The 25,350-nt window shown below is 35.6% G+C and carries 23 protein-coding genes and 2 pseudogenes; 20 read left to right on the forward strand and 5 right to left on the reverse strand.

Annotated elements, in window-relative coordinates; translation table 11 throughout:
• Window positions 1-94 precede the first annotated feature (94 nt).
• The 4 genes from JFU50_RS28735 to JFU50_RS28750 all read left to right on the forward strand — a co-directional run bounded on the left by JFU50_RS28735 (window position 95) and on the right by JFU50_RS28750 (window position 5,412).
• The gene (locus tag JFU50_RS28735; protein ID WP_201225346.1) at window positions 95-1,759 is read left to right on the forward strand and encodes a ribulokinase; all 1,665 of its coding nucleotides are present in this window, start codon (window positions 95-97) and stop codon (window positions 1,757-1,759) included.
• On the forward strand, window positions 1,759-3,219 hold the full coding sequence (rhaB, locus tag JFU50_RS28740) for a rhamnulokinase (protein ID WP_201225348.1): 1,461 nt from the start codon (window positions 1,759-1,761) through the stop codon (window positions 3,217-3,219). The genes JFU50_RS28735 and rhaB overlap by 1 nt, the downstream gene beginning before the upstream one ends.
• A gap of 14 nt (window positions 3,220-3,233) precedes the next feature.
• The gene (locus JFU50_RS28745; RefSeq protein WP_201225350.1) at window positions 3,234-4,529 is read left to right on the forward strand and encodes a class II aldolase/adducin family protein; all 1,296 of its coding nucleotides are present in this window, start codon (window positions 3,234-3,236) and stop codon (window positions 4,527-4,529) included.
• Between the two features lie 121 nt (window positions 4,530-4,650).
• Window positions 4,651-5,412 (forward strand): DeoR/GlpR family DNA-binding transcription regulator, encoded by a 762-nt coding sequence (locus JFU50_RS28750; protein WP_201225352.1) that lies wholly within the window; start codon window positions 4,651-4,653, stop codon window positions 5,410-5,412.
• A 3-nt stretch (window positions 5,413-5,415) separates the two neighbouring features.
• Here the strand turns inward: JFU50_RS28750 and JFU50_RS31215 are convergent.
• From JFU50_RS31215 to JFU50_RS32095, 4 genes and pseudogenes are all read right to left on the reverse strand, one after another.
• Window positions 5,416-5,508: pseudogene (locus tag JFU50_RS31215) on the reverse strand (IS6 family transposase); the annotation flags it as partial.
• A gap of 669 nt (window positions 5,509-6,177) precedes the next feature.
• Window positions 6,178-6,381: a hypothetical protein gene (locus JFU50_RS28755; RefSeq protein ID WP_201225354.1), complete on the reverse strand. Its 204-nt coding sequence runs from the start codon at window positions 6,379-6,381 to the stop codon at window positions 6,178-6,180.
• 330 nt (window positions 6,382-6,711) lie between these two features.
• Complete coding sequence (locus tag JFU50_RS28760; RefSeq protein WP_201225356.1) at window positions 6,712-7,143, reverse strand: DUF6946 family protein; 432 nt, start codon at window positions 7,141-7,143, stop codon at window positions 6,712-6,714.
• Window positions 7,116-7,253 (reverse strand): DUF6946 family protein, encoded by a 138-nt coding sequence (locus JFU50_RS32095; RefSeq protein ID WP_446728200.1) that lies wholly within the window; start codon window positions 7,251-7,253, stop codon window positions 7,116-7,118. Before JFU50_RS32095 ends, JFU50_RS28760 begins: the two co-directional genes overlap by 28 nt.
• A gap of 720 nt (window positions 7,254-7,973) precedes the next feature.
• Between JFU50_RS32095 and JFU50_RS28765 the strand changes: the two genes are divergently transcribed.
• The 6 genes from JFU50_RS28765 (at window position 7,974) to JFU50_RS28790 (ending at window position 16,033) form a co-directional block, all read left to right on the forward strand.
• Window positions 7,974-9,065: a zinc-binding dehydrogenase gene (locus JFU50_RS28765; protein ID WP_242485276.1), complete on the forward strand. Its 1,092-nt coding sequence runs from the start codon at window positions 7,974-7,976 to the stop codon at window positions 9,063-9,065.
• 14 nt (window positions 9,066-9,079) lie between these two features.
• Window positions 9,080-9,961 carry an HpcH/HpaI aldolase/citrate lyase family protein gene (locus JFU50_RS28770; protein ID WP_274608386.1) on the forward strand — a complete coding sequence of 294 codons (882 nt, stop codon included), beginning with the start codon at window positions 9,080-9,082 and terminating at the stop codon, window positions 9,959-9,961.
• Between the two features lie 18 nt (window positions 9,962-9,979).
• On the forward strand, window positions 9,980-11,404 hold the full coding sequence (locus tag JFU50_RS28775) for an aldehyde dehydrogenase family protein (RefSeq protein ID WP_201225362.1): 1,425 nt from the start codon (window positions 9,980-9,982) through the stop codon (window positions 11,402-11,404).
• Between the two features lie 300 nt (window positions 11,405-11,704).
• Window positions 11,705-13,021, forward strand: a complete 1,317-nt coding sequence (locus JFU50_RS28780; RefSeq protein WP_201225364.1) for an MFS transporter — start codon at window positions 11,705-11,707, stop codon at window positions 13,019-13,021.
• Window positions 13,022-13,601: 580 nt separating this feature from the next.
• Window positions 13,602-14,273 (forward strand): GntR family transcriptional regulator, encoded by a 672-nt coding sequence (locus JFU50_RS28785; RefSeq protein WP_201225366.1) that lies wholly within the window; start codon window positions 13,602-13,604, stop codon window positions 14,271-14,273.
• 677 nt (window positions 14,274-14,950) lie between these two features.
• Window positions 14,951-16,033: a CdaR family transcriptional regulator gene (locus JFU50_RS28790; RefSeq protein WP_201225368.1), complete on the forward strand. Its 1,083-nt coding sequence runs from the start codon at window positions 14,951-14,953 to the stop codon at window positions 16,031-16,033.
• A 651-nt stretch (window positions 16,034-16,684) separates the two neighbouring features.
• Here JFU50_RS28790 and JFU50_RS28795 read toward each other — a convergent pair.
• Window positions 16,685-17,920, reverse strand: a pseudogene (locus tag JFU50_RS28795) (IS110 family transposase).
• A 340-nt stretch (window positions 17,921-18,260) separates the two neighbouring features.
• Here JFU50_RS28795 and JFU50_RS28800 point away from each other — a divergent pair.
• The 10 genes from JFU50_RS28800 to JFU50_RS28845 all read left to right on the forward strand — a co-directional run bounded on the left by JFU50_RS28800 (window position 18,261) and on the right by JFU50_RS28845 (window position 25,341).
• Window positions 18,261-18,698: a DUF3997 domain-containing protein gene (locus JFU50_RS28800; protein ID WP_201225370.1), complete on the forward strand. Its 438-nt coding sequence runs from the start codon at window positions 18,261-18,263 to the stop codon at window positions 18,696-18,698.
• Between the two features lie 161 nt (window positions 18,699-18,859).
• A complete protein-coding gene (locus JFU50_RS28805) occupies window positions 18,860-19,279 on the forward strand; it encodes a bleomycin resistance protein (RefSeq protein ID WP_342214653.1) in 420 nt (139 codons plus the stop codon).
• 33 nt (window positions 19,280-19,312) lie between these two features.
• The gene (locus JFU50_RS28810; RefSeq protein ID WP_201225372.1) at window positions 19,313-19,507 is read left to right on the forward strand and encodes a hypothetical protein; all 195 of its coding nucleotides are present in this window, start codon (window positions 19,313-19,315) and stop codon (window positions 19,505-19,507) included.
• Window positions 19,508-19,839: 332 nt separating this feature from the next.
• Complete coding sequence (locus JFU50_RS28815) at window positions 19,840-20,259, forward strand: MerR family transcriptional regulator (protein WP_242489170.1); 420 nt, start codon at window positions 19,840-19,842, stop codon at window positions 20,257-20,259.
• A gap of 232 nt (window positions 20,260-20,491) precedes the next feature.
• Window positions 20,492-21,622, forward strand: coding sequence for an NADH-dependent flavin oxidoreductase (locus JFU50_RS28820; RefSeq protein ID WP_201225374.1), 1,131 nt, complete (start codon window positions 20,492-20,494; stop codon window positions 21,620-21,622).
• 54 nt (window positions 21,623-21,676) lie between these two features.
• Entirely contained in the window at window positions 21,677-22,417 is a 741-nt protein-coding gene (locus JFU50_RS28825) for an SDR family oxidoreductase (RefSeq protein ID WP_201225376.1), read from the forward strand.
• Between the two features lie 223 nt (window positions 22,418-22,640).
• A complete protein-coding gene (locus JFU50_RS28830) occupies window positions 22,641-23,204 on the forward strand; it encodes a histidine phosphatase family protein (RefSeq protein WP_201225378.1) in 564 nt (187 codons plus the stop codon).
• A gap of 96 nt (window positions 23,205-23,300) precedes the next feature.
• Window positions 23,301-23,774 carry a GNAT family N-acetyltransferase gene (locus JFU50_RS28835; protein ID WP_201225380.1) on the forward strand — a complete coding sequence of 158 codons (474 nt, stop codon included), beginning with the start codon at window positions 23,301-23,303 and terminating at the stop codon, window positions 23,772-23,774.
• A 113-nt stretch (window positions 23,775-23,887) separates the two neighbouring features.
• Window positions 23,888-24,661 carry a GNAT family N-acetyltransferase gene (locus JFU50_RS28840; RefSeq protein WP_201225382.1) on the forward strand — a complete coding sequence of 258 codons (774 nt, stop codon included), beginning with the start codon at window positions 23,888-23,890 and terminating at the stop codon, window positions 24,659-24,661.
• A gap of 134 nt (window positions 24,662-24,795) precedes the next feature.
• Complete coding sequence (locus JFU50_RS28845; protein ID WP_201225384.1) at window positions 24,796-25,341, forward strand: GrpB family protein; 546 nt, start codon at window positions 24,796-24,798, stop codon at window positions 25,339-25,341.
• Window positions 25,342-25,350: the final 9 nt, after the last annotated feature.

Raw genomic sequence — 25,350 nt, forward strand, 5'->3', positions numbered from 1 at the left:
TTATAGATAGACATAAATGTCCCCTCTCAACTATCTAGAGGGGGCTTTTTATTAAAAATCATAATGAGTGAACATGTTAGGAGATGTTGAGGGGATGAATGGCAGATACACTATTGGAGTTGATTATGGCACGGAATCGGGCAGAGTGCTGTTAGTGGATATAGCGAATGGAAATGAAATGGCTACACATGTTACACCTTATCGTCATGGTGTAATAACTAATAGGCTTCCAGACGGACGTAAACTTGAAAAAGATTGGGCTCTTCAGCATCCAGGTGATTATTTGGACGTTTTATATACTTCGGTTCCGGAAGTGATTCGGTTAAGTGGAGTAGATTCGAATGATGTGATTGGCATTGGAATAGATTTTACCTCATGTACCATCTTGCCAATCGATCAAAAGGGAGAGCCACTTTGTGTCGATGAGAAATGGAAAAGAGACCCTCACAGTTGGGTGAAATTATGGAAACATCATGCCGCACAAAAAGAAGCTGATGATGTTACATGTATTGCACAGGCAAGGAATGAACCATTACTACAACGATATGGCGGGAAAATTTCTTCTGAATGGATGTTTCCTAAGATATTACAAGTGTTGCGTGAATCGCCTGATATTTATGAAGCAACGGATCTATTTATGGAAGCTGGTGATTGGATTACCTTTCGTCTAACAAATGAGCTGGTACGCAGCAGTAATATGAGCGGGTATAAAGCATTTTGGGATAAAAAAGATGGGTATCCGGACCCTGCTTTTTTATCGGCTATTGATGAACGTCTTCTGGATATATTGGATACAAAAATGCGTGGTGAAGTGATACCGATCGCTGGGCGGGCAGGTGGTTTAACTGAAGGTATGGCTAAGAAGATGGGGTTGAAACCTGGTACGGCTGTTTCGGTTTCCGTTATCGATGCTCATGCCGGTGTTCCCGCTGTAGGAGCTGTTCATCCTGGCCAATTTGTGATGACGATGGGTACCTCTACATGCCACATGTTAATTTCGGATAAAAAACAAACAGTAGAGGGTATTTGTGGAGTAGTGGAAGATGGAATAATTCCCGGATCATTCAGTTATGAAACGGGTCAGGTGGCTGTAGGCGATTCGTTTGCATGGTATATAGAGCAAGCTGTTCCGGGGTATGTAAAGAAAGAAGCTGAGCAAGAAGGTGTCAATCTACATGGCCTATTGGAAAAAAAGGCTTCCCGCTTAATGCCTGGGCAATCAGGGTTAGTGGCGTTAGATTGGTGGAATGGGAACCGAACAGTCCTTGTGGATGCGAATTTGTCAGGTGTCATTGTAGGAATTACTCTTTCCACGAAGCCTGAAGAAATATACCGTGCACTTTTAGAATCAACAGCTTTTGGAACACGGAAAATCATTGAAACATTTGAGAATGCCGGTATAGTGATAAACGATTTGTTTGCCTGTGGAGGATTACCTCAAAAAAATAAATTATTAATGCAGATATATGCGGATATTTTAAATCGCGAAATTAAAATAGCAGATGCTGAACAAGTGGTTGCATTAGGAGCAGCCATTTACGCAGCCACGGCTGCCGGCGGTGTAAATGGTGGGTATGATTCCATTGAAGAGGCAGCTTCTAAAATGGCAAAAGTAAAAGAAGAAACTTTTATACCCGTTAAAGAACATGTGAGAATTTATAAACAACTTTATGCTTATTATTTAGAACTGCATGACTTCTTTGGCCGGGAAAACATTCCTATAATGCATGGTTTAAAGAAATTGAGGAGTGTGGACTAATGATTCATATTGCGGTGGATATTGGTGCTTCAAGTGGCCGGCTGGTCTTAGGGGAAATGGAGAACGGGAAACTAGTAATTGAGGAAATCCATCGATTTGCGAATGGCTTTACCACTCAAAATGAAACATGTTTTTGGGATATTGATCATTTATTGAATGAAATCTTAAAGGGGTTAGAAACAGCAAAAAAGCTTGGCTACGACCAATGTACCCTCGGCATTGATACGTGGGGTACGGATTACGTATTGTTGGATGATGAGGGACAAAGAGTGCAAGAAGTTATCTCTTATCGTGATAAGCGTACCGAAAATACAATCGAAAAGGTCACTAGAACACTATCTAAAGAAATCATTTATCAAAAAACAGGGATTCAGTTCTTATCATTTAACACGTTATACCAATTGTTCGAAGAAGATATAAAGAAGCTGAAAGTTACCAGAAATGTCATGACTGTGCCTGATTACTTAGGTTATTGCTTAACAGGAAAAAAGGTCACAGAAGTTACAAGTGCTTCTTCGATGCAATTATTGAATTTAAACACGAAGAAGTTTGATGAAGAGTTACTGCACCTAATTGATTTATCAAAGGATCAATTCCCGCCTTTTGCTATTCCGGGAGAACAATTAGGAAAACTGATGAATGAACGCTTTTCTACATTTGATCTTCCTCATACAGAAGTGATTATCGTAGCTTCACATGATACTGCTTCCGCCATTGTCGGTTCACCAGGAAAAGGAGAGAAATGGGCTTATATTAGTAGCGGTACGTGGTCGCTGCTTGGGATTGAAAGCGATGAACCGATCGTGAATGATTTAGCCCTAAAAAACAATTATACAAATGAATGGGGTGCATACGGAACCTTCCGCTTCCTGAAAAATATTATTGGCATGTGGGTTATTCAAGAAGTCAGAAGACATTTGAAGGAAGACTACAACTTCGAACAGTTTGTTTTTGAGGCAGAGAAAATAAATGAGTGCAGGCAGTTTATCAACTTTAACGATAAACGATTTTTAAATCCGGATAATATGATTAAAGAAATTCAACAGTATTGTCTGGAAACGAATCAGGAGATTCCACATACAGTGGGCGAATTAGCGAACTGTATATTTACAAACATGTCTATTATTTATGCCATGTCTATTTGGCAAATAGAAGAGATAACAGGAAAAAAAATCGAGCAACTTCATATTGTTGGTGGAGGAGCGAAAAATGAATTCGTGAATCAACTTACAGCTGACCTTAGCGGGAAAACCATTTACGCTGGACCAACAGAGGCGACAGCGATTGGGAATATACTTGTTCAAATGATTTCAGAAAATGAATTAAACGATTTACAATCAGCACGTCAGTTAATACAACACTCGTTTGATATAAAAAAATATGAGCCAAAAGAAAAAAATGGATCTTTCATGATTGAAAAATTCAATCAAGCAACTGCCATGAATGAATTAAAAAAATAATTGGAGTGAAATGTATGAATAAAAATCTACATCCAGCCGAACAAATTGTTATGATTATGGAACGAGTCTATAAGTATGGAATGACAACAATCTCAGGAGGAAACCTTTCTATTCTAGATGAAAATGGTGACCTGTGGATTACTCCATCAGGCGTTGATAAAGGAACATTAACCATAAAGGATATTATGTGCGTCAAAAAAGACGGTACAGTCGCAGGGAAACATAAGCCGTCGGTAGAGCTTCCTTTTCATCAGGGAATTTATGAAGCAAGGCCCGATATTAAAGCTATTGTACATGCTCACCCCCCGGCATTGGTTTCCTTTAGTATGGCTCGAAAAGGGCCAAACCCTAAGTTGCTTTTACATGCGTATAAGAATGTAGCAGACTCCCTTGAGGTTGCAGCCTATGCGATTCCTGGAAGCGACAAATTAAAAGAAAATATTTCAGCTGAATTTGCAAAAGGAGGAGATGCAGTCATATTAGAGAATCATGGTATAGTGGTAGGGAAATCTACTATATTTGATGCTTTTATGTTGTTTGAAACGCTTGAAGATACCGCTTGTATGGAAATAAATGCGAGAACTATAGGGGAACCATTTGAACTGACTGAACAAGATTTACAAGAAATAGATTTATATAAAGTAAAAAAATTACCACAGATAGATGTGAAGCACCATTCTGTTGAAGAGGTTTTTTGCCGTCAAGAAATGATCAGATTATTGGAACGGTTATATGATCGTCAGCTTTTTACAAGTATTTCAGGCAGCATTTCAACGCGACTAAAAGATGGATCTATTTTAATCACGCCTTCTCAAAAAGACCGTAAATATATAAAGGAAGATGAATTGGTTCTTGTTCATCAGGAGTCTAGTGAAGGTGGCAAGGAACCATGTGAGTTTTATGAGCTTCATCAAAAAATATATGAGAAAAACCCGGAGCTTACATCCGTCATCATTGCCAATCCCAGGTTTTTAATGGCCTACGCAGTGACAGATGTTAAATATAACACGCACATAATTCCAGAGGCCTACATTGTTCTTCGGGATATAGAAAAAATGCCTTTTGGAATGGGCGAAGATCATAATAGGATGGTTGCTGATAAACTAGCCGAAGATAATCCAGTCCTATTGATTAACAATGGGTATGCAGTTGTATCAGGAAACAGTTTACTGAGTGTATTTGATAGACTAGAAGTAGCTGAATATAGTGCAAAAGCATTGGTGTACTCCAAAAGTATTGGCAAAGTAATCGATATTAGTGATGAAGACATTGAAGAAATTATTGAGGGGTTTAAGTTAATAGCCAAATAATTTCAGTGAAAAAAAGAAACAGTTTCTAAGCTCTCTATTTCTTTAGAGGGCTTAATTTGTGTTACAATACAAAAACAAACAAATGCAAACAAAGATTATGTAGATAGGAGAAAGTGTGGGTATGCTTGTAGCTCAAAGACACCAAAAAATTGTAGAACTCGTAAATGAACGTTCGAGTATTCGTGTTACAGAATTAAGTGAAATCTTTTCAGTGACAGAAGAAACAATCCGGCGTGATCTCGAAAAGCTTGAGAAAGAAACCAAACTTTTACGCAGCCACGGCGGTGCCGTTAGCTTGCAAGAAGATGTTTCGGAAATCCATTTTTCCGAACGAGTGATAACAAATGTCAAAGAAAAAAAAGTGATAGCCTATGAAGCAGCAAAGCGGGTGGTCGAAGGTGACCGGATTATTTTAGATGCAAGTACAACAGCCTGGTATATGGCAAAAGCCTTGCCAAACATATCGATCACGGTTATTACCAATTCCACTAAAGTCGTTATGGAATTGAGCAAAAAAGAAAAAATAGAGGTTATTTCAACCGGAGGAAGATTGCTGCCAAAGTCTTTATCGTTTGTTGGTCCGATAGCAGAGAGATCTTTAAATATGTATCATGTCAACAAAACGTTTTTGTCATGCAAGGGGATTCACTTAGAAGAAGGACTTAGTGATTCTAATGAGGGACAGGCGCTATTAAAAAAGAAAATGATCGAAAGGTCGGATGTTGTAATCCTGATGGTAGATTCCTCAAAGTTTGGAAAACTGGCGTTTTCGATAATCGTACCGCCTAGTGGAGTGGATGAGATCATTACGGATGAAGAAATCGATGAAGTATCAAGACAATTGCTTGAAAATAGAAATATAAAAGTGACGATTGTAAAATAAGAAAGACGCACTAACAAATGTTTTTGATCCTAGGATAGAACGAACTCGCTTTTTAATAAACCGATGATTTTGTTCCACTATGTTTTTGAGGTATTCACTTGGATGCCTAGTCGCATCTTTTTTCCTTTCTTATTTTCTATTACTCATGGGATGCTGTATTCTTCTGATAAAGAGTCCTTCGGTTCTAAGAAACATGTGGTATTCATCTGGTTATGGAAGTGGAATGATGGGGGCTATGGGAGGTACAATAAAACTTGCTGCTAGGAGATTTTTATTAAAAAGATTTGAAAAGGCGACTTAATTGTCGTTTTTATTTTGCACTAGAATAAAGGTGATGAATTACATATTCTCTTATTCAAAGTGACATCGTTCTAGTTCTGGAATACATAAGTAATTTGAACATAAAAACTACTAGGTATGAGCGTCAAAAAGAACAATCATCATAGATTCCAGGAGATAAATTCATCAGTTGCTCTAGTGAGGTTTACTTCTTAATTATTTTAGAAATAACCTCGATAGAATATATATTGATCTAATATACAAGTATACAAGGTGACCCAATATAACTGTTTCATAGTGATTTGTTTGTGATTCGAATTGAAAACAGGTGATCTGAAGGAAGTATGGTGATGTGTACCGAATAAATCAATATAAGATTACTCAAACACCCTAAATAGGGTAGTAATATATAATTGATTTGATTGTACTACTGATCTATAGGGCCTATCATTATTAGGTAGGTCCCTTAATTACGTCTTGCTACTGTTATTTTGAAAACTCTAATGCTAGATAACTATATTTCCAAGTATTCTGAGACATTTTTTGGATTTTTTTACTCAAAACACCAGATAAATGTTTAGTTGATTCAGTAGCAAGTGTTTTCAAAGCAGCAACACCCGCAATAGCCCAACCCCATTTGAAAACAGATCTTGGATGATAAAGAAATGAGAGAGGATGGCTAACAGTCACCCTCTTTTCTTATCTAAAGAACGCTTTAAAATAGGCTTTTCCTCATTTTAATCAATCGTTTGATTAAAATAATATTCTTGACTCCTCAATCGTTACGTTACGCCTCTTCCCAATCCTATTGCTCAGGATTGCAATCACACAAATTATATTTTAGTTCTTTTCGATTCCAGCTAGTAAGCGTAAGTTCTTTATTCCAGCCTTTAGGGGGATTGTGATAACCTCCCTAGGGTTTCTTTAATATCGAAATTAATCTGCCATTTTTCCACCACACTTAAAGTACATAATCACTACTTTAATTGGATGCAAACCGATATGAACTATTCAAAAAAATTAATATGTAAGAAACTTCGGATCTCCACGTATCCACCCAAAATACAAGTCATTTCCATTAATAGTAGCGGGACCTATTATACGGCTTTTTAAGGCCCGTAGCCCAATGAGAGAAACAAACTTTTCGTAATCTACAAATCCTTTATCGCTTTCGCTAAAAGAGTGAATCAACATAAGAGCATTTGGAGACGTGAATTTTTGAGAAAGGAGAATTGCTGAGGCTGCCCTATGTAATAGTTGATATCTAAGGCCTGAAATCTCTGTGTAAGATAACCGTTTTATTTCTAGCGTTTTAAGTAGAAATTGAACTCTTTTTCTTAAACCACTACTAGGTTCAAGACCTAGTCTCTTGCAAATAGTTTTACCAAAATCCTCATTAACCTTTCCCTCAACAGCAATAGAAATCAACTGCTCTTTCTTCTGTTGTGACATCCCTTTTGCAAAACAAAGATATCATTTTGTGAGGCACGACTAGCTCCTGGTAAACTCACTTTATATTCCGGTAAACCGAGAAGTAATTCAGCGTTTTCAAATAGTTCAATCCCAGATTCAAGAAATCTTGCTTTAAGATCAGGTGGAAACTAGTTTTGATCTTCTCAACAATAGGCTAGGGTCTTTGCTGAATATCCTTCTTTAAACGGCTTCTTCTCATTTATTAATTAAATTCTCTCTTTCAATCTCTTTATCTAACTCCATTTATTATATAACTTATATTTTACAAACAAAAACCACTACAACATGCCTTTTTAATCGTCCACTATGGGTGTACTCAAAATTTACAAGGTCCGGACTAAAATCTGGATCATCAGTGTTAAGAAAATATACATCAGTTATCTCAATCATTAACAGTCCTTCTTTGTTTAGTTTCAATCTTTCAATTCCTTTAACATTTTCTTGACTTAGGAAAGCGACCTATGGAATTGAATATCACTTTTGCACACAACTGAAAAACTGTTGTTTTTGATAGAATTTTATCTGGTTGCTGTGTTAAATAGCTCGAAAATTTCGCATTAATAATTTGAATGTTCTGTTTCTTTTTGTACAACAATCTGTAATTCGTTGACAGAAAAAGTAAAATTATTATATTTAAACCACCGGAAAATTGTATACAAAAATTTAATAAAAACAAATTTTGTATACAATATTAGGGGATAAATCTAATAAAAATGGAGGATTGTGTAAATAGATGGAGATTAGTTGAATTAAAAAAAATCTTTGTAACCATTAAAAAAAGAAATCTATTAAGGGTGGAGGAACGTGTATTGAACGGAAGAGTAGCGGCAATGACGGGCTTAGAAGAAATGACCATTAAGGAATATGAATTGCCGAAAGCAGAAAAAGGGCAAGTCATACTAGAGATTATCAAAGCTAATATTTGTGGATCAGATATTCATATGTGGGAGGGCAAGCATGTCCTGAAAAATCATGTACTAGGACATGAAATGGTTGGAAAAATAGTCGAAATTGGTGAAGGTATAACAACTGACTATGCTGGTCAAAGCATAGCGGTAGGAGATAGAGTTGTTCCAGTCTATTATCTGACATGTCAAAAGTGTCAAGCTTGTTTAAGTGGTCACTTTAATTTATGCGAGAATGGAAGCGATTTCATGGGGCAAATTTCAGAAAAGCATCCACACTTTACCGGTGGTTTTGGAACTCATTACTTTATTCATGCTAACCAGTATTTTTATAAAGTTCCAGATAACATCCCTGATAATGTAGCAGCAGGTTCCAATTGTGGGATTGCTCAAATTATGTATGCGATGGATAACTCCAATTTAAAAGTAAACGATTATTTTGTCATTCAAGGTGCTGGTGGGCTTGGGCTTTTTGCATCAGCAATCGCAAAAACAATGGGCGCAAATGTCATTGTCATTGACGGTGTAGATACACGACTAACCGAAGCTAAAAAATTCGGTGCCGATTTTGTCATAAACATGAAGGAATATGACACAGTTGATAAAAGAATCGCTCGTATTAACGAAATTACGAATGGACACGGAGCAGACGTTGTTCTGGAAGTTACGGGCATACCTAAAGCTTTTGATGAAGGACTTCGGATTGTAAGGATGGGCGGTACCTATCTGGAATTAGGGAATGTTCTAGTAGATGAGTCGCTTAATACGACCATCGTTCCCGGATTAATTACGAGAAAGTGTATCACCATTAAAGGAATTCTTCGTTACCAACCATGGTATCTTCATAAAACACTACTGTTTTTAGAAAAATATCATGATAAATATCCATTTAGTTCTCTTACAGATCGAACGTATTCCCTTGATGAGGTACAGCTTGCTCTTGAAAAAGCGGCATCAAAAGAAGTACAAAGGGCTATCATCGAGCCGAATAAATAGGGATGGGTGATATGATGAGGAACCATTTCTTAAGACGATCCTTGCTTTACGTTCCGGGAAGCTCCCTTAAAATGATGAATAGGGCATTGGAAATGGAAGTGGATAGCGTTATTTTTGACCTTGAAGATGCTGTTAGTTTTTCAGAAAAGGTTGAAGCAAGAAAAAGTATTTCAGAATTTATCGCTACTGCCAAACAAACGAATAAAGAAGTGATCGTAAGAACCAATCCAATTGATACTTATTTAGGAATCATGGATTTGATGGCGATCGTGCCGAAAGGACCCCATACGCTGGTGATTCCTAAGGCAAGTGTGAAATCAATATTGACGGCAGATGTCATCATTACTGCGATTGAAGCGGAATTAGGTTGGGGAAAAAATACAATCAAACTGATCCCATTAATAGAAACAGCTGACGGAATTACAAATGTTGATGAAATTGTAAGCGTTGCAAAACGTATAGACGGCGTCCATCTCGGAGGGGAAGACCTTACAAACGAATTAGGTGTTACTCGGACAAAAATTGGTGACGAACTGTTATATGCAAGAAACAAGGTGGTTTTTGCTGCCAAAGCTTTCGAACTGGATGCCATTGACTGTCCATATGTGGATTTTAAAGATACAGAGGGATTGACCTTTGACATTAACAGGGCCAAATCTTTGGGGATGACAGGCAAAGTTTGTATACATCCAGGACAAATTGAGACAATCAATAATACTTTCTCACCTCGTGAAGAAGAAATTAAAGAAGCTGTTACAATTATTGAATCATACGAAAAAGCCATTCAAAATGGTATAGGCGTGTATTCACTGAACGGAAAAATGATTGATGCTCCAATAGTAGAACGAGCTAAAAATTTAATTAATAAAATGGAAAAAATAACAAAAAACCAATAATAAAAGGAGATAAATATTATGTTAAAGGTACTAACAATTGAAGAAATTATTAAACGTGGTAGACAAGCTATGGAAGCAATTTCCCATTTAACTCAAGAAGATGTTCGTGAAATCGCAAGAAAAATTGCATATTTAGCAACTTCTCGAGCTGAAGTCTATTCAAAAGGACTATTTGAAGAAAATGGTGGAAGTGGAAGACTTGAAAGTAAATTAACGAGAAATAAAGATCGACCATTAGGCTTAGCGGCACAATTAGATGGTGTTAAAACGGTAGGAGTTATTGAAGAGGATCCAAAAGGAAACCTAGTTAAAATTGCAAAACCTATTGGTGTACTTTCTTCTCTAGTACCAATGACGGTTCCTGAAGGATTAGTCTCTGCTCAATCAATCTTTAGCATTATGGCTAAGAATGCAATCATTTTTTCTCCACATCCAAGAACAAAAAAGATCACTAATTTTGTTGTAAATGATTTTAGAGAACTCTTAGGCCGTTTAGGATTACCTAAAGATTTAATCCAGTGTATCGAGAAGCCTTCTAAAGAATTAACAGAAGAATTAATGGCTAAATCCGATTATGTTATTGCTACTGGAGGAGCCGCTATGGTTAAGGCAGCTTATTCTTCTGGAACACCTGCATTTGGAGTAGGTGCTGGAAACTCTGTATCTTTTGTAGATGAAAGTGCAGATTTAGAAGATGCTGCTCTAGGAATTATGAAAGCAGAAACAAATGACTGGGGAGCAGGATGCTCTACTGAGAACTCAGTAGCAATTCATGAAAAGGTCTATGAAGACATGATCAATGCTCTTAAAGCACAAGGTGGATATATGTGTACACCAGAAGAGCGTGATTTATTGGTTGCTGCTTTATGGAAAGATGGCCATTTAAATGTAGATTGTATCATTCATTCACCACAAGATATTGCTAAAGTTGCCGGATTTAAAGTAAACGAAGATACAAAATTTCTTATGGCTGAAGAAACTGATCTAGGCGCTAATAATCCTATGACTGGAGAAAAATTGGCCCCAGTAATTGCTGTCTGGAAAGTAAAAGATGTGGATGATGCTATTGAATTAACAAATACGCTACATGCAATTTCAGGTTCAGGTCATTCATGTGCAATTCAAAGTCATAATGAAGAGAACATTAAAAAGTTCGCATTTGGAACGAAAACAGCTCGTATTGCTGTTAATGCAAATACTGGTGTAAATAATGGCGGTGGTAATAACAATCCAATGCCATGGACTTTCACATTAGGATGTGGAACATGGGGAGGAAATGCTTATTCTGAAAATAACACTTTCAAACATTATTACAATACAACTTGGGTTTACCGTACCCTTCCTGATTCAGAAGTAAAAAATCCGCAAATTGATGAAGTCTTTGCAGGGTTAACAGACATTGATGAATTATTCAGTGGTTATCCTAAAAAGTTGGAACTATAAAATATGTGAGCGATAATATCACTTGACGATAGGATTAGTGAAATAACGACATGCTCATTAGAGTTGATCTTGAGCATGTCGTTTCTCACCAACTAATTTTAAAATTTTGAAAGCGCTTATTTAAGGGAGAAACGAGATTGAGAATACCCTATTAGGCGGCACGACTCTCGAATATAAAGTCAGTACTCAACACGAATTAGGTTGATAGGATCGATCAATGCAAAAATATTGCTAGACAAAATAGGAGAAACAGTAGATTCAACCATTATCTCTAAACTTATTTTACTGGGGGAATAATGTATGGCAATAAGAGGTAGCCTTGCAAGAAGAAAATACCTACACATTATATTACCGCTTTTTATTGGTTCGTTACTAGCATATCTTGACAGACTCAATCTTTCATATGCTGCCTTAACCATGAATGAGCAATTAGGCTTTTCTGCTGAGGTTTTTGGAATGGGGGCAGGAATTCTATTTGCTGGATATGTATTATTTGAAATACCAGGCTCTGTATATGCTGAGAAAAAAAGTCCAAGCAAATGGCTTGTAAGGATCATGGTTACTTGGGGGTTGTCATGTGCCCTTATGGCATTTATTAAAACACCAGGTCAATTCTATATTGTGCGCTTTCTAATCGGTGCAGCAGAAGCTAGTTTTTATCCGGTTTGTTATTCAGTTATTATCCCGCGTTGGTTTAACATGAAAGAAAGACCTGCAGCACTTTCCATTATGGTCACTTCTCTGATTGTTTCTAGCATTATCGGTGCACCTCTAGCTGGTCTATTAATAGGATTGGATCTAGATTTTGCATTATTTACGCTTCATGGTTGGCAGATATTATTCTTGTTAGAAGGAGTTTTAGCAGTTGGTTTTGGAATTTTCCTTTTATACTGGTTGAAAGATTGGCCTAAAGATGCTAAATGGATGACGGAAGAAGAAAGAAAGGCTACTATGGAAGAGTATGAGCAAGAAGTAGCTGCAAAAAGCTCTGTAAAGCAATATACGATATGGCAAGTGTTTGCCGATAAAACAGTAATAAAGTTATGTCTCATTTACTTCTTGTGGATTAGTGGATTCTGGGCTTTTGGATTCTGGTTGCCAACGGTTTTACGATCCGTATCTGGATTAAGTAATTCAGGTGTAAGTTTCTTAACGCTTGTTCCAATGACTATTGGATTAATTGGTTTTATTATTAATGGTGTAACGGCTTCTAAGTCTGGTAAATTAAAAAGACATATCGCGACCCCATTGTTTATTGGTGCGTTTGGTATGGCAGCAGGTACATTTACGAGTAACCCAACATTAAGCTTAATATTTATTAGTATCACTTGTTTAGGTGTATATATTGGTCAAGGTTGTTGGTGGTCAGTACCAACTACATTCTTATCAGGTTCAGCAGCAGCTGCTGCTACTGCCTTGATTAATTCAATTGGAAACATTGGTGGTTGGGTTGGGCCATATTTAGTTGGATTTAGTCAAACAAGTACTGGCTCCTACCAAATGGCGTATTTAATTTTGGCTGCTTCATTGGCTATTGCAGGTGTCTTGACGTTAACACTTAAGGATAAAAGTTCAGCTGTTAGTGGTGTTAATATAGAAAAAGAAAATGCGATTTAGAGAAAAATTAGTTGCGATCATTATTGAACAAAGTCTTAACGTATTATAGTTAGTTAATGCAGAGAAGTGCAGCTGAAACATTTTCTGCATTGCCTTCTCTAGTACCGACTATTAAGAAACATTTCTACAAGATTATATTACCCCAAAAAAATACCCTATAGAGTAGATTGTGAAAAAAAGATACTCTATGGGGTATATTTGCTATAAAAAATAAAATTTCTATATATCATACTGAGAGTTAAGTGAGTAGAGAAGTTAAGGTGAATTTAAAGATAAGATTTACAGCACTTTAGCTTAAAAAACATATACAGTGTTATTGAAACAACATGTTTCAAAGTTTAAACGGGAAACTATTTAATATATAGTTTGACATACAGTGTTTTGCTTATCATCTTTTTAAGGCAAATTCACAGCAATATAAAAATTTTGACAGTGATTATTTAAAGTTATATTATGTGGTATAATTGTATACAAAATTTATATAAACAATCATATTGTATACAATATGATTGTTTATATAAATAGGTATATTAAGGATTAATTAAGAGTAATTAACAATAATTTAAATAGGAGGCTGTTTATGCTTTCAAATATAGAATTTAATAAGGAAGCAAATATTTCAACTGCTGAAAATTTAGCTTCTGAGATCCGCAAACTCATACTTAATGGTACTTTGAAACCGGGAACAAAGTTGAAAGAAGAAGATATATGCAAACAACTGCATGTCAGCAGAACACCATTAAGAGAGGCATTTCGAATGCTTCAAAGTGAAAGTCTGGTGTCATACACTCGGTATGTAGGGGTTTCCGTTGCAGAATTATCAGCGAAATTCGTGGAAGACAATTGGGATTTAAGGGCTTTGCTGGAGTGCTATGCTGCAAAGCAGGTAGTTTTTAATGCAACAAAGGAAGAGATTGAAGAATTATATAAGCTCAAAAAAATAATGTTAGAAATTAAACCAAATGAAATTGAAAAGTTTGAAGAAAATGATAAAAAGTTTCATCTTACGATAGCACGTCTTTCGGGAAATTCGGAACTCGAAAATTTAATAATAAAGATGTGGGATAACGCATTGTCATTAAGGATTATTGCTGTTCAAAATAAAAATAGAATCACTAGTGCATGCAAGGAGCATGCGGCTGTCATTCAGGCGATATATGAACGGGATGCAAAAAAAGCAGTAAAGTATATGCAAGAGCATCTTAATAAAGCAAAAGAGGATATATTTGAAAGCCCTATTTTTAAAGATTGAACTTGAGTATTTTTCCTCCAAGTACTTTCTTTACTTTTTCTGTAAATTTAGCACCTTGTTTATTATGTTCTTCTTCCATTTTAATTAATTTGGAATTAATTGAAATGGAAAAACAGATATTCACCATTAGTCCAATTCAATTCAGGTGGTTTTTTATTAGATTCATATACTAGACCGGTAAATGAAAGATATTCCTGAGATTAAAGGTGGACAGACATTTTGGGTAAATAAGACGATAAAGATTAATGATCCTTCATATATTATAGCAGTTGGTAGAGTAGCTCCTTAATATATTTAAAATCTAGTAGCTTTAGTTATTACCATATATATGCTTATTTTATGACTACTCTTTGTCAAAGCACGAGATTGTGAAATTTCCAACTTAAACAAACGGGTGGCTTTAATTTAACAAGCCAAACTAAAAAGTCGGTTCCTTAGCGTTGAGGTGAATGACTTTTCAGCTTGGAATTCTCTTAGCGTAGAAAATTTCTGAAATGGGCGGTATAGCATTGTTTCTACCATTCGTAAAAGTACACTCCTAAACACACAGTGTCAAACATAAATATTCTTTTTTCATTGAAATATTAGGGGCTCTATGTAAACTAAATTGCTATATTCTACAACTCCCTCAATTTTTAAAATAAAAAAGAGATAATCTATAGCAAAGGAAAAAATCTATGATAAAAGAAAATTTCCAGATTAGCCATACGTTTGCCCAAATGATTGTAGATGCGGCAAAAGAAGTCATTGGAAAAGATATAGACTTTATACATCTAGACGGTAAGGTTATTGCCAGTACGGACCAAGATCGAATTGGCTCTTTTCATGCTGCTGCCCTTCAAGTACAGGAAAAAGGAAGTGTTGTAGAGGTTTTGGGGAATGAGGCGTTTAAGGGCGCAAGAAAAGGCATTAGTTATCCAGTGATAATCGATAAAAAAATTCTTGGTGTTATCGGCATATCTGGAGATCCAAAAGAATGTAAGTCACTAGGGTTTTTACTGACCAAAATTACCGAAGTGTTAATAAAGGAACAAATGATCGTTATTCATTCCTTAGACGAATTGCGTTCTTCTATTGTTCGCATGCTCATTTTTGAAAATGAAAAAGGGGATGCCTTCATGAATGAACACTTACAGCAACTTCAACATGAATTAGAAGACAGAGTATTTGTTGCTATTATTCATTTGCAAGGTTTGAATAATAACTCATCACTCGCTGCTAAAATGAAAGAGATTTTATTAGAACAGGGTATTAAACTGTTCACTTACTTATTTCCTAATCAAATAGCTTTAATTATTAATGAGTCACAGTATAAAATAATGCTGAAAAGATTTGAATCGAATAATAGCTTTAAGTATATGAACTGTTCGATAGGGATAGGAAGCATCGGTATTTTAGATGAGCTTTCAAAGTCCTATAAGCATGCAAAACTTGCCTTAAAATATGCTCTTTCCAAAAAAGTAACGGTATGTATATATGCAAAGCTCGATTTAGAAATGATCATGGAAAATATTGATTTCCATATAAGAAATGTCTATGCGACTAAGCTGATCGGTGTACTTTCAGAAGAGGAGATAACTCTCTTGCATACTTATTATGATAATAACCTTTCACTGAAGAAGACAGCTGAAGAATTATTTATCCATAAAAGCACCTTGCAGTACCGTCTAGATAAAATTACTCAAAAAACAGGGGAAAATCCAAAAAACTATCATGATTCTGTGAAACTTTACATTGCCCTTATACTTCAAACTCTTTAGGTTGAAGTTTTATACTTGCTCCTATTGTGGCTTATATCCTAATCAATTTAGTCATTGAACCTGGCTTATGCATACTGCTGTCAGGTAAATGGGACAGCGACAAACAGCATTCTAATCCTGCTAAATAGAAAGAACACTTTATGATTCATCTACCCCACAGTATGCATCAAATACGCATTATTGTTTTATTATTCTATAAGTAAGATTCAACTTCCGAAATATTCAATCATTTTTATAATAATGAATAGTTAAAATATATATTAAGATTTCAAGGCTATTTTTTAACAAACTGTATTTCAAAGCAGTAAAAATGTAAATTTGTCATGATTGACATTTCGGCTTACTGATTTTATCCCGTTCGTAAAAGTACACTTTTACGAACTTTTTTTAATTGGAATTGTTACTTCTTTAAAATAGACTCTTTTAAACAATGATTTTGATTTTTCTTCTTCAACTAACAGGTGCGTTAGCTGAAGATCGGAGCTGTCTTTAAGACAGCTTATTCTTATGCAACTAAACCAGCTAATAGTTTGTCAACATTTATCAATAAAAACTAAAAATATTTCATGCTATACTAAAAATATGCATACCAAATAGCCCCCCTACGAATAGCGTTTGGAAAGTTTTGTGATATTTAGTTGCACTTTCAAACTAGTCTAGATCTTGGAAAGTCGAGTTGTTTTGTAATAGTGCATAAATCCATTGTAGAAGCTTATTAGCACATGCTATAACAGCTACTTTATAGGGCTTTCCTTCTTTCCGTTTCTTATCATAGAACTCACGTAATCTCTTATTACGAGGGATGATTTCATCAGTCGTTTTCTTTTTGCGACAATCACGAATGGCACATCGAACAGCCATATATAGGGCATGCCGTAATCTACTCGAACCTCTTTTGGTTATTTTGTTTACGGATCCCTTGAATCTACCAGATTCAAAGATACTAGGATCAATTCCTGCAAATGCTACGAGTTTTTTAGGGTGATTAAACCGATCAATCTCACCAATTTCAGAAATAATCGTTGCCGCGATTTTTTCACCGATACCAGGGATTGATTGGATTATCTTATATTCTTCAATTTCTTTAGCCAAAGCACCTATCTCTTCATCCAACTTTGATAGGTGCTTTTGGTATTCCATAAGCATTTTGATATACATTTCTTAGCTCATTATGTGACTTTGATACAGTGTTGTCTGAAAGGGATTTTTAGCTGCTGCAGCTATAAGTTTCTTTGCCTTTGTATTTGCCCACTTTCTTGAACGACTTGTACATAATTCATCGATTTTATTACCTAATGCTTCTTCATCGACTACCAAAACATCTTTAGATGTAGGAAATTCTAATAAGGTTAGTAAAGAGGCAACTGAATATAAGTCCCCAAAAACCCCATGATACTCAGGGAAAACCTGATCAAGAACTGCTTGAAATTGAAGTTTCGTTTGTACATATATACCCGTTACATTTTCGTGTTGTCTTGTAGGATTACGAAGGTTTAAGAGTTGAATTCCTCGTTTTTTATTTGGTTTCAAATCTTCTTTATAATACAGCTCGCAGAGATGGTAAGCATCAATCACATCTGTCTTTACTTTTCGTAGAGATGAGCTCTTTGCTCGATAGGAGAAAAGTGGGTTAATGATAATTAGTAAATAACCTCTTTCCTCGAAATACTGAACAACTGGAGTATGATAATGCCCAGTAGACTCTAAAACGACCGGAGGTCGAATTCCTGCTAAGTTTTCTATCTCTCTAAGATATTGGTGTAAGCTCTCTAGCCCTTCAATGGTATGTGCTACTTTAAAACTTCTTTTATAAGGCTTCTTCTTATCCAAGAATGCTTGAACCTGACTTTCACCTTTAGCTACATCCAGACCAACCACTGGATTCATTTTTTATCTCCTCCAAAAACATAATATTTGCCGGTAACCCCTAATCCTTCTTGCAGTATCATAGCTTCGCTTGTTATACGAGATCTTGGTCCCAACCAGCCAAATCATGTTTAAGCAAGTAGGGGGCGAACTGTTTAGTTGACGGGATCTTAAGCCCCACGGGCAGGTACGTTCTACCCCGGCTACCGTTATCATATATCGATATAAAAAATGGTCAACCAGAAATATTTTCTGGCTGACCTTATAATACGAAGGGGCAGGTTAGTCGAGAAAATTATACGAATATAGAATATACTAAAGCTGAAATTAGAATGGATTTTTTTGATATCGAGGGATTTTAATGCAAATAAAGCAATTATTTAATTATTTTCTATTAGCTTTAATATCACTTTCACTACTAACAGGTTGTCCGGGTCCAACTGACTACGATATAGACCTTCCTGGAGGTTATTCTGTTATAAGAACATCAGCCCATCAAGTCAAGATTGCACCAAAAGAAAGTGATAGTAGTTGGGGAACCGACGTCATTCCTACGAAAGTTACTGAAGTTGCTTGGGATGGTAATTATATTATTGCAAAGCAACTTGGTTTGAAAGAAGACGAAGATAGTAGCAATGGCTATCAAATTCCTGATGAAGAGAAAGTGAATTTTTGGATATTAGAAATTAAGACAGGCAAAGTAACTGGACCTTTGGATGACGAAAGTTTTATAGCGAAAAAGGCTGAATTAGAAATATCTAAAGATGTTGTTTTACAAGAAATAGATGATATAAGATAATTTCATAATGAACTAACGGGTGCGTTAGCTGAAGATCAGAGCTGTCTTTAAGACGGCTTTTTCTTTATGCAACTATCGGTGGAGGATTGTTGAAAGGAATGATATAGAATATAGGGTAGGGTACATATATTAATAAAATTAGAAATGGAGATAGAATAGATATGATGTTTAAACTAAATACATTAGTACCAGAGTTATCAGTTTCAGATATAAATAAAAGTCTTAATTTTTATTTAAACATTCTCTCATTTAAGTTAGAGTACCAACGTCCAGAAGATAAGTTCGCTATGCTATCACTAAATGACTGTCAAATTATGATTGAAGAGATAAATGGCTATTGGCAGACTGCGGAGTTAACATATCCTTTTGGGAGGGGAATTAACTTTCAAATAACGGTAAGTGATATTAACGAAATATATAAGAGTCTAAGAATGCATGAGTATCCGATTAAGATAGAAATTCAGGAGAATTGGTATAGGGCAGATAATAAATTAAAGGGACAAAAAGAATTTTTAATTATGGACCCAGACGGTTATTTATTAAGGTTCGTCCAAACCTTGGGGGAAAGAGAAAATGTATAATATTAATATATTTAATAGTATTGGAGGTTTGAAATGATTAATAGTGGAGATGGATTATTTGCTCTTGTAGCTTTTTTACCTATTATTTTTTGTTTAGTAATTACTGGTTTTTCCATTTATTTTGTAATTAAGGTAATTAAGTTCATGAATGAAAAAACAAAATTAGACCGAGATAGAAATGAGAAGCTTGATGAATTAATTAAGGTCAATCAAGGTAAAAAAGATTAAATAACTTTATATTTAATTCAACAAACGGGCGTTAGCGCCATAACAAGGCTGCCAATTGGCGGCCCTTCTTAATGTAAGACTCTTACAATAATTATTCATTCAAATAAAAGTGAAAAAGTACCCTTAATTAACTAGCGAAGCAGTTTAGTTCAATAAGGAATGGGATAACTATAAAAAAGGAAAATTCGTAGTATTGGCGAGTTTTCCTTTTTTATTGCCTGACGAAACCAAATTAATCTAAAAATGTTAGTGCATCATAGAGAGACAAAATATAATACCTTGACTTAGAGTAAACTCTAAGTATTACTCTTACTTTGTATCACAAATTAAAAATGAAAGAAGATATAGACATATCAGATTTAATGGAGGCGGCTACATTGACATATTCTATTGGAGAATTTTCTAAAATCGTTGGGTTAAGCGACCATACATTGAGGTTTTATGAAAAAGAAGGGTTAATAAAAGTAAACAGAGACGAGAACAATGTCAGAGTCTACTCGGATGAAAATAAATTATGGATTGAATCTTTGCTTCACTTAAAAAATACGGGAATGCCACTAAAAGACATGAAACAATTTGCCATGTGGGGGCATGTTGGAGATGCAACTATGGAAGAAAGGTTAGCTCTACTTAAAAATCATCGCAAAAAAGTAGTGGAAGATTTGGAGAAGCTTCGTCGAAGTTTAGAACATCTGGATAATAAAATAACTTTTTACGAAAATGAATTAGGAGACTGTTTCTCTAGAGATTAAGCAGCCAGTTATTTTCTCCATTTTCGTCTTTTTGATAAACCTCGTACAGACAGTTTTCGAAATCGCGTTTTTATCGAAAAAAAATAAAAATAAAAAACGCTTGCGTTAGAGTGCACTCTAAGGATTAATCTACTCTTGCACTATTTAAATACATGAAGGGTTGATAAACCTTTATAAAATAGTGCAAAACTGACATGAATATATAAATAAACATATTGAAAGAGGTTAATAAATGAACACAAAATACAGCAACTTATTTGAGTCCCTTACATTTAAAAATGGTATCACCATTAAAAATAGAGTCGTTATGGCACCAATGACCACTTGGGCAAGTAATGACGATTACACCATTTCAGATGAAGAAGCAGCATACTACAAAAAAAGAGTAAATGGTGTCGGTCTTGTGATTACAGGCTGCACGCATGTTCAGCCAAATGGGATCGGTTTTACGCATGAATTCGCAGCGTATGATGATTCCTTTATTCCAAGCCTTCGGAAATTGGCGGATGCAGCGAAAAGCGGCGGAGCTCCTGCCATTCTTCAAATTTTCCATGCCGGCAACAAAGCACTGCCGGACTTGACACCAAATGGTGATATTGTTAGTTCCAGCGCTGTAGAGACGGAAGCGACGGCCTTTGCTCCTTCCGTATTGCCGAGAGAACTTTCACACGATGAAATAGTGGACGTGATTCATGCGTTTGGAGAAACAACAAGACGGGCCATTGAAGCAGGGTTTGATGGCGTTGAAATTCATGGCGCACACGGATTTTTGCTCCAAAACTTCTTCTCTCCTTTCTTCAACAGACGCGAGGATCAGTGGGGAGGCTCTCTAGAAAATCGCTTGCGTTTCCCACTGGCAGTCGTTCAGGAAATGAAGAATGTCATTAAAAAACATGCGACAAAACCGTTTATTTTAGGATACAGAATATCTCCTGAAGAATCAGAAGAAGGCGGTTTGCGAATGAAGGATACCTACGCATTAATTGATCGCCTTGTTGAGCAGGATGTAGATTATATTCATGCTTCATTGGCAGATGCGCTTTCCTCACTGCCGGTCGACAGCCAGGAAAAAACGTATCTTGAGTTACTTGTGGACCATGTAAACGGCCGGGTACCTTTGTTGGCTGCTGGTTCTATGGTAACGCCGGATGATGTGGCACAAGCGTTAGACAAAGGCCTTACCCTGGCTGCAATTGGCCATGGTTTAATTATGAATCCAGACTGGGTGGAAAAGGTGCAGAACGGACAAGAGTCTGAGATCCAGACAGCGATAAAGGCTTCAAATGTTCGTGAGCTTGAGCTTCCGGAAAAACTTTGGGGTATCATTCAAGCTTCAGGCCCGTGGTTTAAGATTGAAGAATAAAAATTAAGTTGACGGTTTTGGTTACATTTTTATTAAGAGAGGATGTTATACAGTATGTCTACTATTCAAGGTAAGGTTGTCATTATTACGGGTGCTTCTAGCGGGATTGGAGAAGCTACTGCAAAAGAACTTGCTTCTAAAGGTGCGAAGCTGGTACTGGCCGCTCGTCGCGAAGATCGTTTACAAAAGCTACAAGAAGAAATTCAACAGAATGGCGGGCAAGCTATTTATAAAGTGACGGATGTTTCCTCACACGAACAAATGGAAAAGCTGGCTGATTATGCGCTTAAAGAGTTTGGCAAAATTGATGTCATGGTCAATAATGCAGGCGTAATGCCGCTATCACCTGTTCATCAAAAAAAAATCAATGAATGGGATTCGATGATTGATATTAACATCAAGGGTGTGCTCTATGGTATTGCGGCTGTTCTTCCGTCCATGAGAGAAAGAAAAGAAGGGCATATCATTAACGTTTCCTCCATAGCTGGTCACTTAGTATTCCCTGCTAGTGCCGTTTATAGTGGTACAAAGTTTGCGGTACGTGCCATTACAGAAGGTCTCCGTATAGAAGAGGCTAGCAACAATATTCGTACAACCATTATCTCGCCAGGAACTATTGCTACAGAATTACTAGAATCCATTTCAGATTTAGAGTTAAAATCTGAAATCATTGAAGTTAGTAAAATTGGAATCGAGCCTGCTAGCATTGCCCGTTCCGTTGCATTTGCCATTGAACAACCATCAGATGTAGCGATTAATGAGATGATTATTCGTCCAACCATTCAAGAACTCTAAAAAGAAACTTTTGTAACGAGGCAGCCCACTTTTTTTAGGGGCTGCTTTTTTTAAAATTTAAGTTTGTGAAGCATTGTACTTAAACAAACGGGTGCTTTAGTTCATTAACAAGGGTTGCTGCGGCAGCCTTTTTCTTATGGCACTAACGGGGCAGTTTAGTTCAAGAAGGAAATTACAGACAAAAATAGAAACTAGTATTTACTACTTATGTGGGAGGATCTGTATGCTAAAGAAGATTTACATTGTCAGACATTGCGAAGCACAGGGGCAACCTTCGGAATCTCAATTAACAGAAAAAGGTTCGAAACAAGCGAAATATTTAGTTGATTTCTTCAGTAATGCAAAAATTGACCGAATAATATCAAGTCCGTTTTTGCGTGCTATTCAATCAGTAAAACCATTAAGTGAGAAAGCAAATATTAAAATAGAGATTGATGAACGCCTCTCAGAACGAACACTAAGCACAACGGACTTACCTGATTGGTATGAAAAACTAAAAGCAACATTTAATGATATGGAATTAAAATTTGAAGGAGGAGAGTCAAGTCAAGAAGCGAAGAAGCGAATTGTAAATGTTGTAGAAGAAGTCTTTAAAAGTGGGACTGAAAACACAGTAATCGTCAGTCACGGAAATATAATATCCTTACTTTTAAAGAATTATAATAGTGACTTTGATTTCGAGTGTTGGAAAAACCTTAGTAATCCTGACGTTTTTCAAATAAACTGTATTAATAATGAAGTGATCTTGGAACGTATATGGGATGAAGATAAAATAATAAAAATCTAATTAAATACATTAATTTAATGAACGGGTGTAGCGATCCTCTAGTAAGGATCGCGCCTAAAAAATTTATTTAAAATAAGATAACGAAGGGAAAGTCATATGCAAATTATTAGCGTTAGAGAACATCCCGAGTATAAAGAAAAAGCAATTAAATATTTTCAGTGCAAATGGGCAAACGAAAACAGTATGAAAGTATATGAGGACTGTATTACACACAGCATAACAACGGATAGTCCGTTTCCTATTTGGTATTTAATGGAGGATTATGGTGAAATTATTGGCTGCGCAGGTCTTATTAGCAATGATTTTATTAGTCGGATGGATTTATGGCCTTGGATATGTGCTCTTTATATTGAAAATAGCTATCGTGGTAGATCTTTAGGTAAAGAGCTACTTTTACGTGCTAAGGCTGATGCCGAAAAAGCAGGATTCAATAAAGTTTTCCTTTGTACTGATCACATTGGATACTATGAAAAATATGGATTCACTTATATAGGTGACGGATACCATCCTTGGGGAAGTAGTTCAAGAATTTATGAGAGTAATAACCAAAATAATCATTTTTCAGCTTAGCGATTTTTTATTCAAGAATGGCTTTTCTTAATGAACTAACGGGGCAGGTTAGTGGAAGAAGGAAAGTACGACATGTATGATGAATAATCAAAAAACAAAGGGGGAATCAGTGTATGAATAATGAATTTAAAAAGGCCATGAATTTACTGGAAAATAAGGATAAAGAAACTTATCCTACATTTGCTTACTCTGTATTAAATAATTATATTCCTGGACAGGTCTATATGGATGAATTGAAGAAAACAGTTTTAATTGGAACTGATTCAGGTATTTTTGTTATTGGTGGAGACGAAATGAACAATGGTTTTGACAGCATACTTTTAGAAATTTATAGAAGCAGAAAAAATGATAAAAAGCGATTCACTTTGTTTTCTCCATCAAAAGAATGGGATCAAGTTATAAATAAGTTGTTTGAAAAAGAGTTAAGACAAATGCATAGATATTCTTTTCATTTTAATAAGGATACATACTCAACAATAAAAAAAGAAAAACTCCCTAAAGATTTTAAAGTAAAGAGAATAGATGAAAAAATAATTACTGATAGTCTAGAATTTAATGAATCTTATTATAATGAATATTGGGGTTCAGTATCAAATTTTCTTGAGAATGGTTTTGGGTATTGTTTGGTACATAATGATACCGTTGTAAGTGAGTGTACATCTATATTTAGTTCATCACAATTTGCTGAAATTGATATTGCAACTCAAAATAAGTATAGAGGAATGGGCTTAGCTCAATATGTTGCAGAAATATTCATTGAACATTGTATTGAAAGAAATTTGAAACCCAACTGGGATTGTGATGTTAACAATTTTGCGTCGATAAAGCTGGCTGAAAGATTAGGATTCGAAAATCCAATAGAATACTCATTATTCGTTAGAAGGTAAAAAGTTCTTATTTCGCTAACGGGTGCGTTAGCTGAAGATCGGAGCTGTCTTTAAGGCAGCGCAGGTTTGTAAAAGAATGCAGGTACAAAGATTTTTCTGAATCTGAAAAAATTAAAATCTTGAGGGAGAGTAAAATGAAAGATATTCATGATGAAAGCACATGGCCCGTTTGGGATAATGAGACAATAGACATTGTCGAACCAAATCCCAAGTGGGTAGAAAAAGGTAATCAGGAAAAAGCACTTCTTCTTAATCTTCTTTCAACTTTCGGCATAACGGAAATTCAACATTATGGAAGTACATCTATTCCAAATTTACCAGCTAAACCAATCATTGATTTAATGGCTAAAATTGATTCATTTCAAAAAATAAAAGAAATATCTTCATTGTTAGCTAATCACGACTGGAATTATGTACCACCTAACTTAGACAATCGACCTTGGCAAAGGTTTTTTGTGAAAGTAATTAACGACAAACGAGTAGTACATTTACATATTTTACTTGAGGGAGAAGAACGGTGGGATAATCAGCTACTTTTTCGTGATTTATTACGGACTAATCAGCAGTTTATTGATGAATACGCTATTCTTAAAAGAAATTTAGCAAAAAAATATAGCAATGATCGTGAAGCGTACACTAAAGCAAAAACAGAATTTATTAATTATGTTCTTAAATCTTAGTTGTGAACT

Origin of the sequence: Peribacillus sp. TH14, from assembly GCF_016651145.1 — a bacterium.
GTDB classification, from domain to species: Bacteria; Bacillota; Bacilli; order Bacillales; family DSM-1321; genus Peribacillus; species Peribacillus butanolivorans.

Bases quoted from the DNA above. Each gene is read 5' to 3' on its own strand.
- JFU50_RS28735 (WP_201225346.1), top strand. From the start codon at position 95: ATGAATGGCAGATACACTATTGGAGTTGATTATGGCACGGAATCGGGC.
- rhaB (WP_201225348.1), top strand. From the start codon at position 1,759: ATGATTCATATTGCGGTGGATATTGGTGCTTCAAGTGGCCGGCTGGTC.
- JFU50_RS28745 (WP_201225350.1), top strand. From the start codon at position 3,234: ATGAATAAAAATCTACATCCAGCCGAACAAATTGTTATGATTATGGAA.
- JFU50_RS28750 (WP_201225352.1), top strand. From the start codon at position 4,651: ATGCTTGTAGCTCAAAGACACCAAAAAATTGTAGAACTCGTAAATGAA.
- JFU50_RS28760 (WP_201225356.1), bottom strand. From the start codon at position 7,143: ATGTCACAACAGAAGAAAGAGCAGTTGATTTCTATTGCTGTTGAGGGA.
- JFU50_RS28770 (WP_274608386.1), top strand. From the start codon at position 9,080: ATGAGGAACCATTTCTTAAGACGATCCTTGCTTTACGTTCCGGGAAGC.
- JFU50_RS28775 (WP_201225362.1), top strand. From the start codon at position 9,980: ATGTTAAAGGTACTAACAATTGAAGAAATTATTAAACGTGGTAGACAA.
- JFU50_RS28780 (WP_201225364.1), top strand. From the start codon at position 11,705: ATGGCAATAAGAGGTAGCCTTGCAAGAAGAAAATACCTACACATTATA.
- JFU50_RS28785 (WP_201225366.1), top strand. From the start codon at position 13,602: ATGCTTTCAAATATAGAATTTAATAAGGAAGCAAATATTTCAACTGCT.
- JFU50_RS28790 (WP_201225368.1), top strand. From the start codon at position 14,951: ATGATAAAAGAAAATTTCCAGATTAGCCATACGTTTGCCCAAATGATT.
- JFU50_RS28800 (WP_201225370.1), top strand. From the start codon at position 18,261: ATGCAAATAAAGCAATTATTTAATTATTTTCTATTAGCTTTAATATCA.
- JFU50_RS28805 (WP_342214653.1), top strand. From the start codon at position 18,860: ATGATGTTTAAACTAAATACATTAGTACCAGAGTTATCAGTTTCAGAT.
- JFU50_RS28810 (WP_201225372.1), top strand. From the start codon at position 19,313: ATGATTAATAGTGGAGATGGATTATTTGCTCTTGTAGCTTTTTTACCT.
- JFU50_RS28815 (WP_242489170.1), top strand. From the start codon at position 19,840: ATGAAAGAAGATATAGACATATCAGATTTAATGGAGGCGGCTACATTG.
- JFU50_RS28820 (WP_201225374.1), top strand. From the start codon at position 20,492: ATGAACACAAAATACAGCAACTTATTTGAGTCCCTTACATTTAAAAAT.
- JFU50_RS28825 (WP_201225376.1), top strand. From the start codon at position 21,677: ATGTCTACTATTCAAGGTAAGGTTGTCATTATTACGGGTGCTTCTAGC.
- JFU50_RS28830 (WP_201225378.1), top strand. From the start codon at position 22,641: ATGCTAAAGAAGATTTACATTGTCAGACATTGCGAAGCACAGGGGCAA.
- JFU50_RS28835 (WP_201225380.1), top strand. From the start codon at position 23,301: ATGCAAATTATTAGCGTTAGAGAACATCCCGAGTATAAAGAAAAAGCA.
- JFU50_RS28840 (WP_201225382.1), top strand. From the start codon at position 23,888: ATGAATAATGAATTTAAAAAGGCCATGAATTTACTGGAAAATAAGGAT.
- JFU50_RS28845 (WP_201225384.1), top strand. From the start codon at position 24,796: ATGAAAGATATTCATGATGAAAGCACATGGCCCGTTTGGGATAATGAG.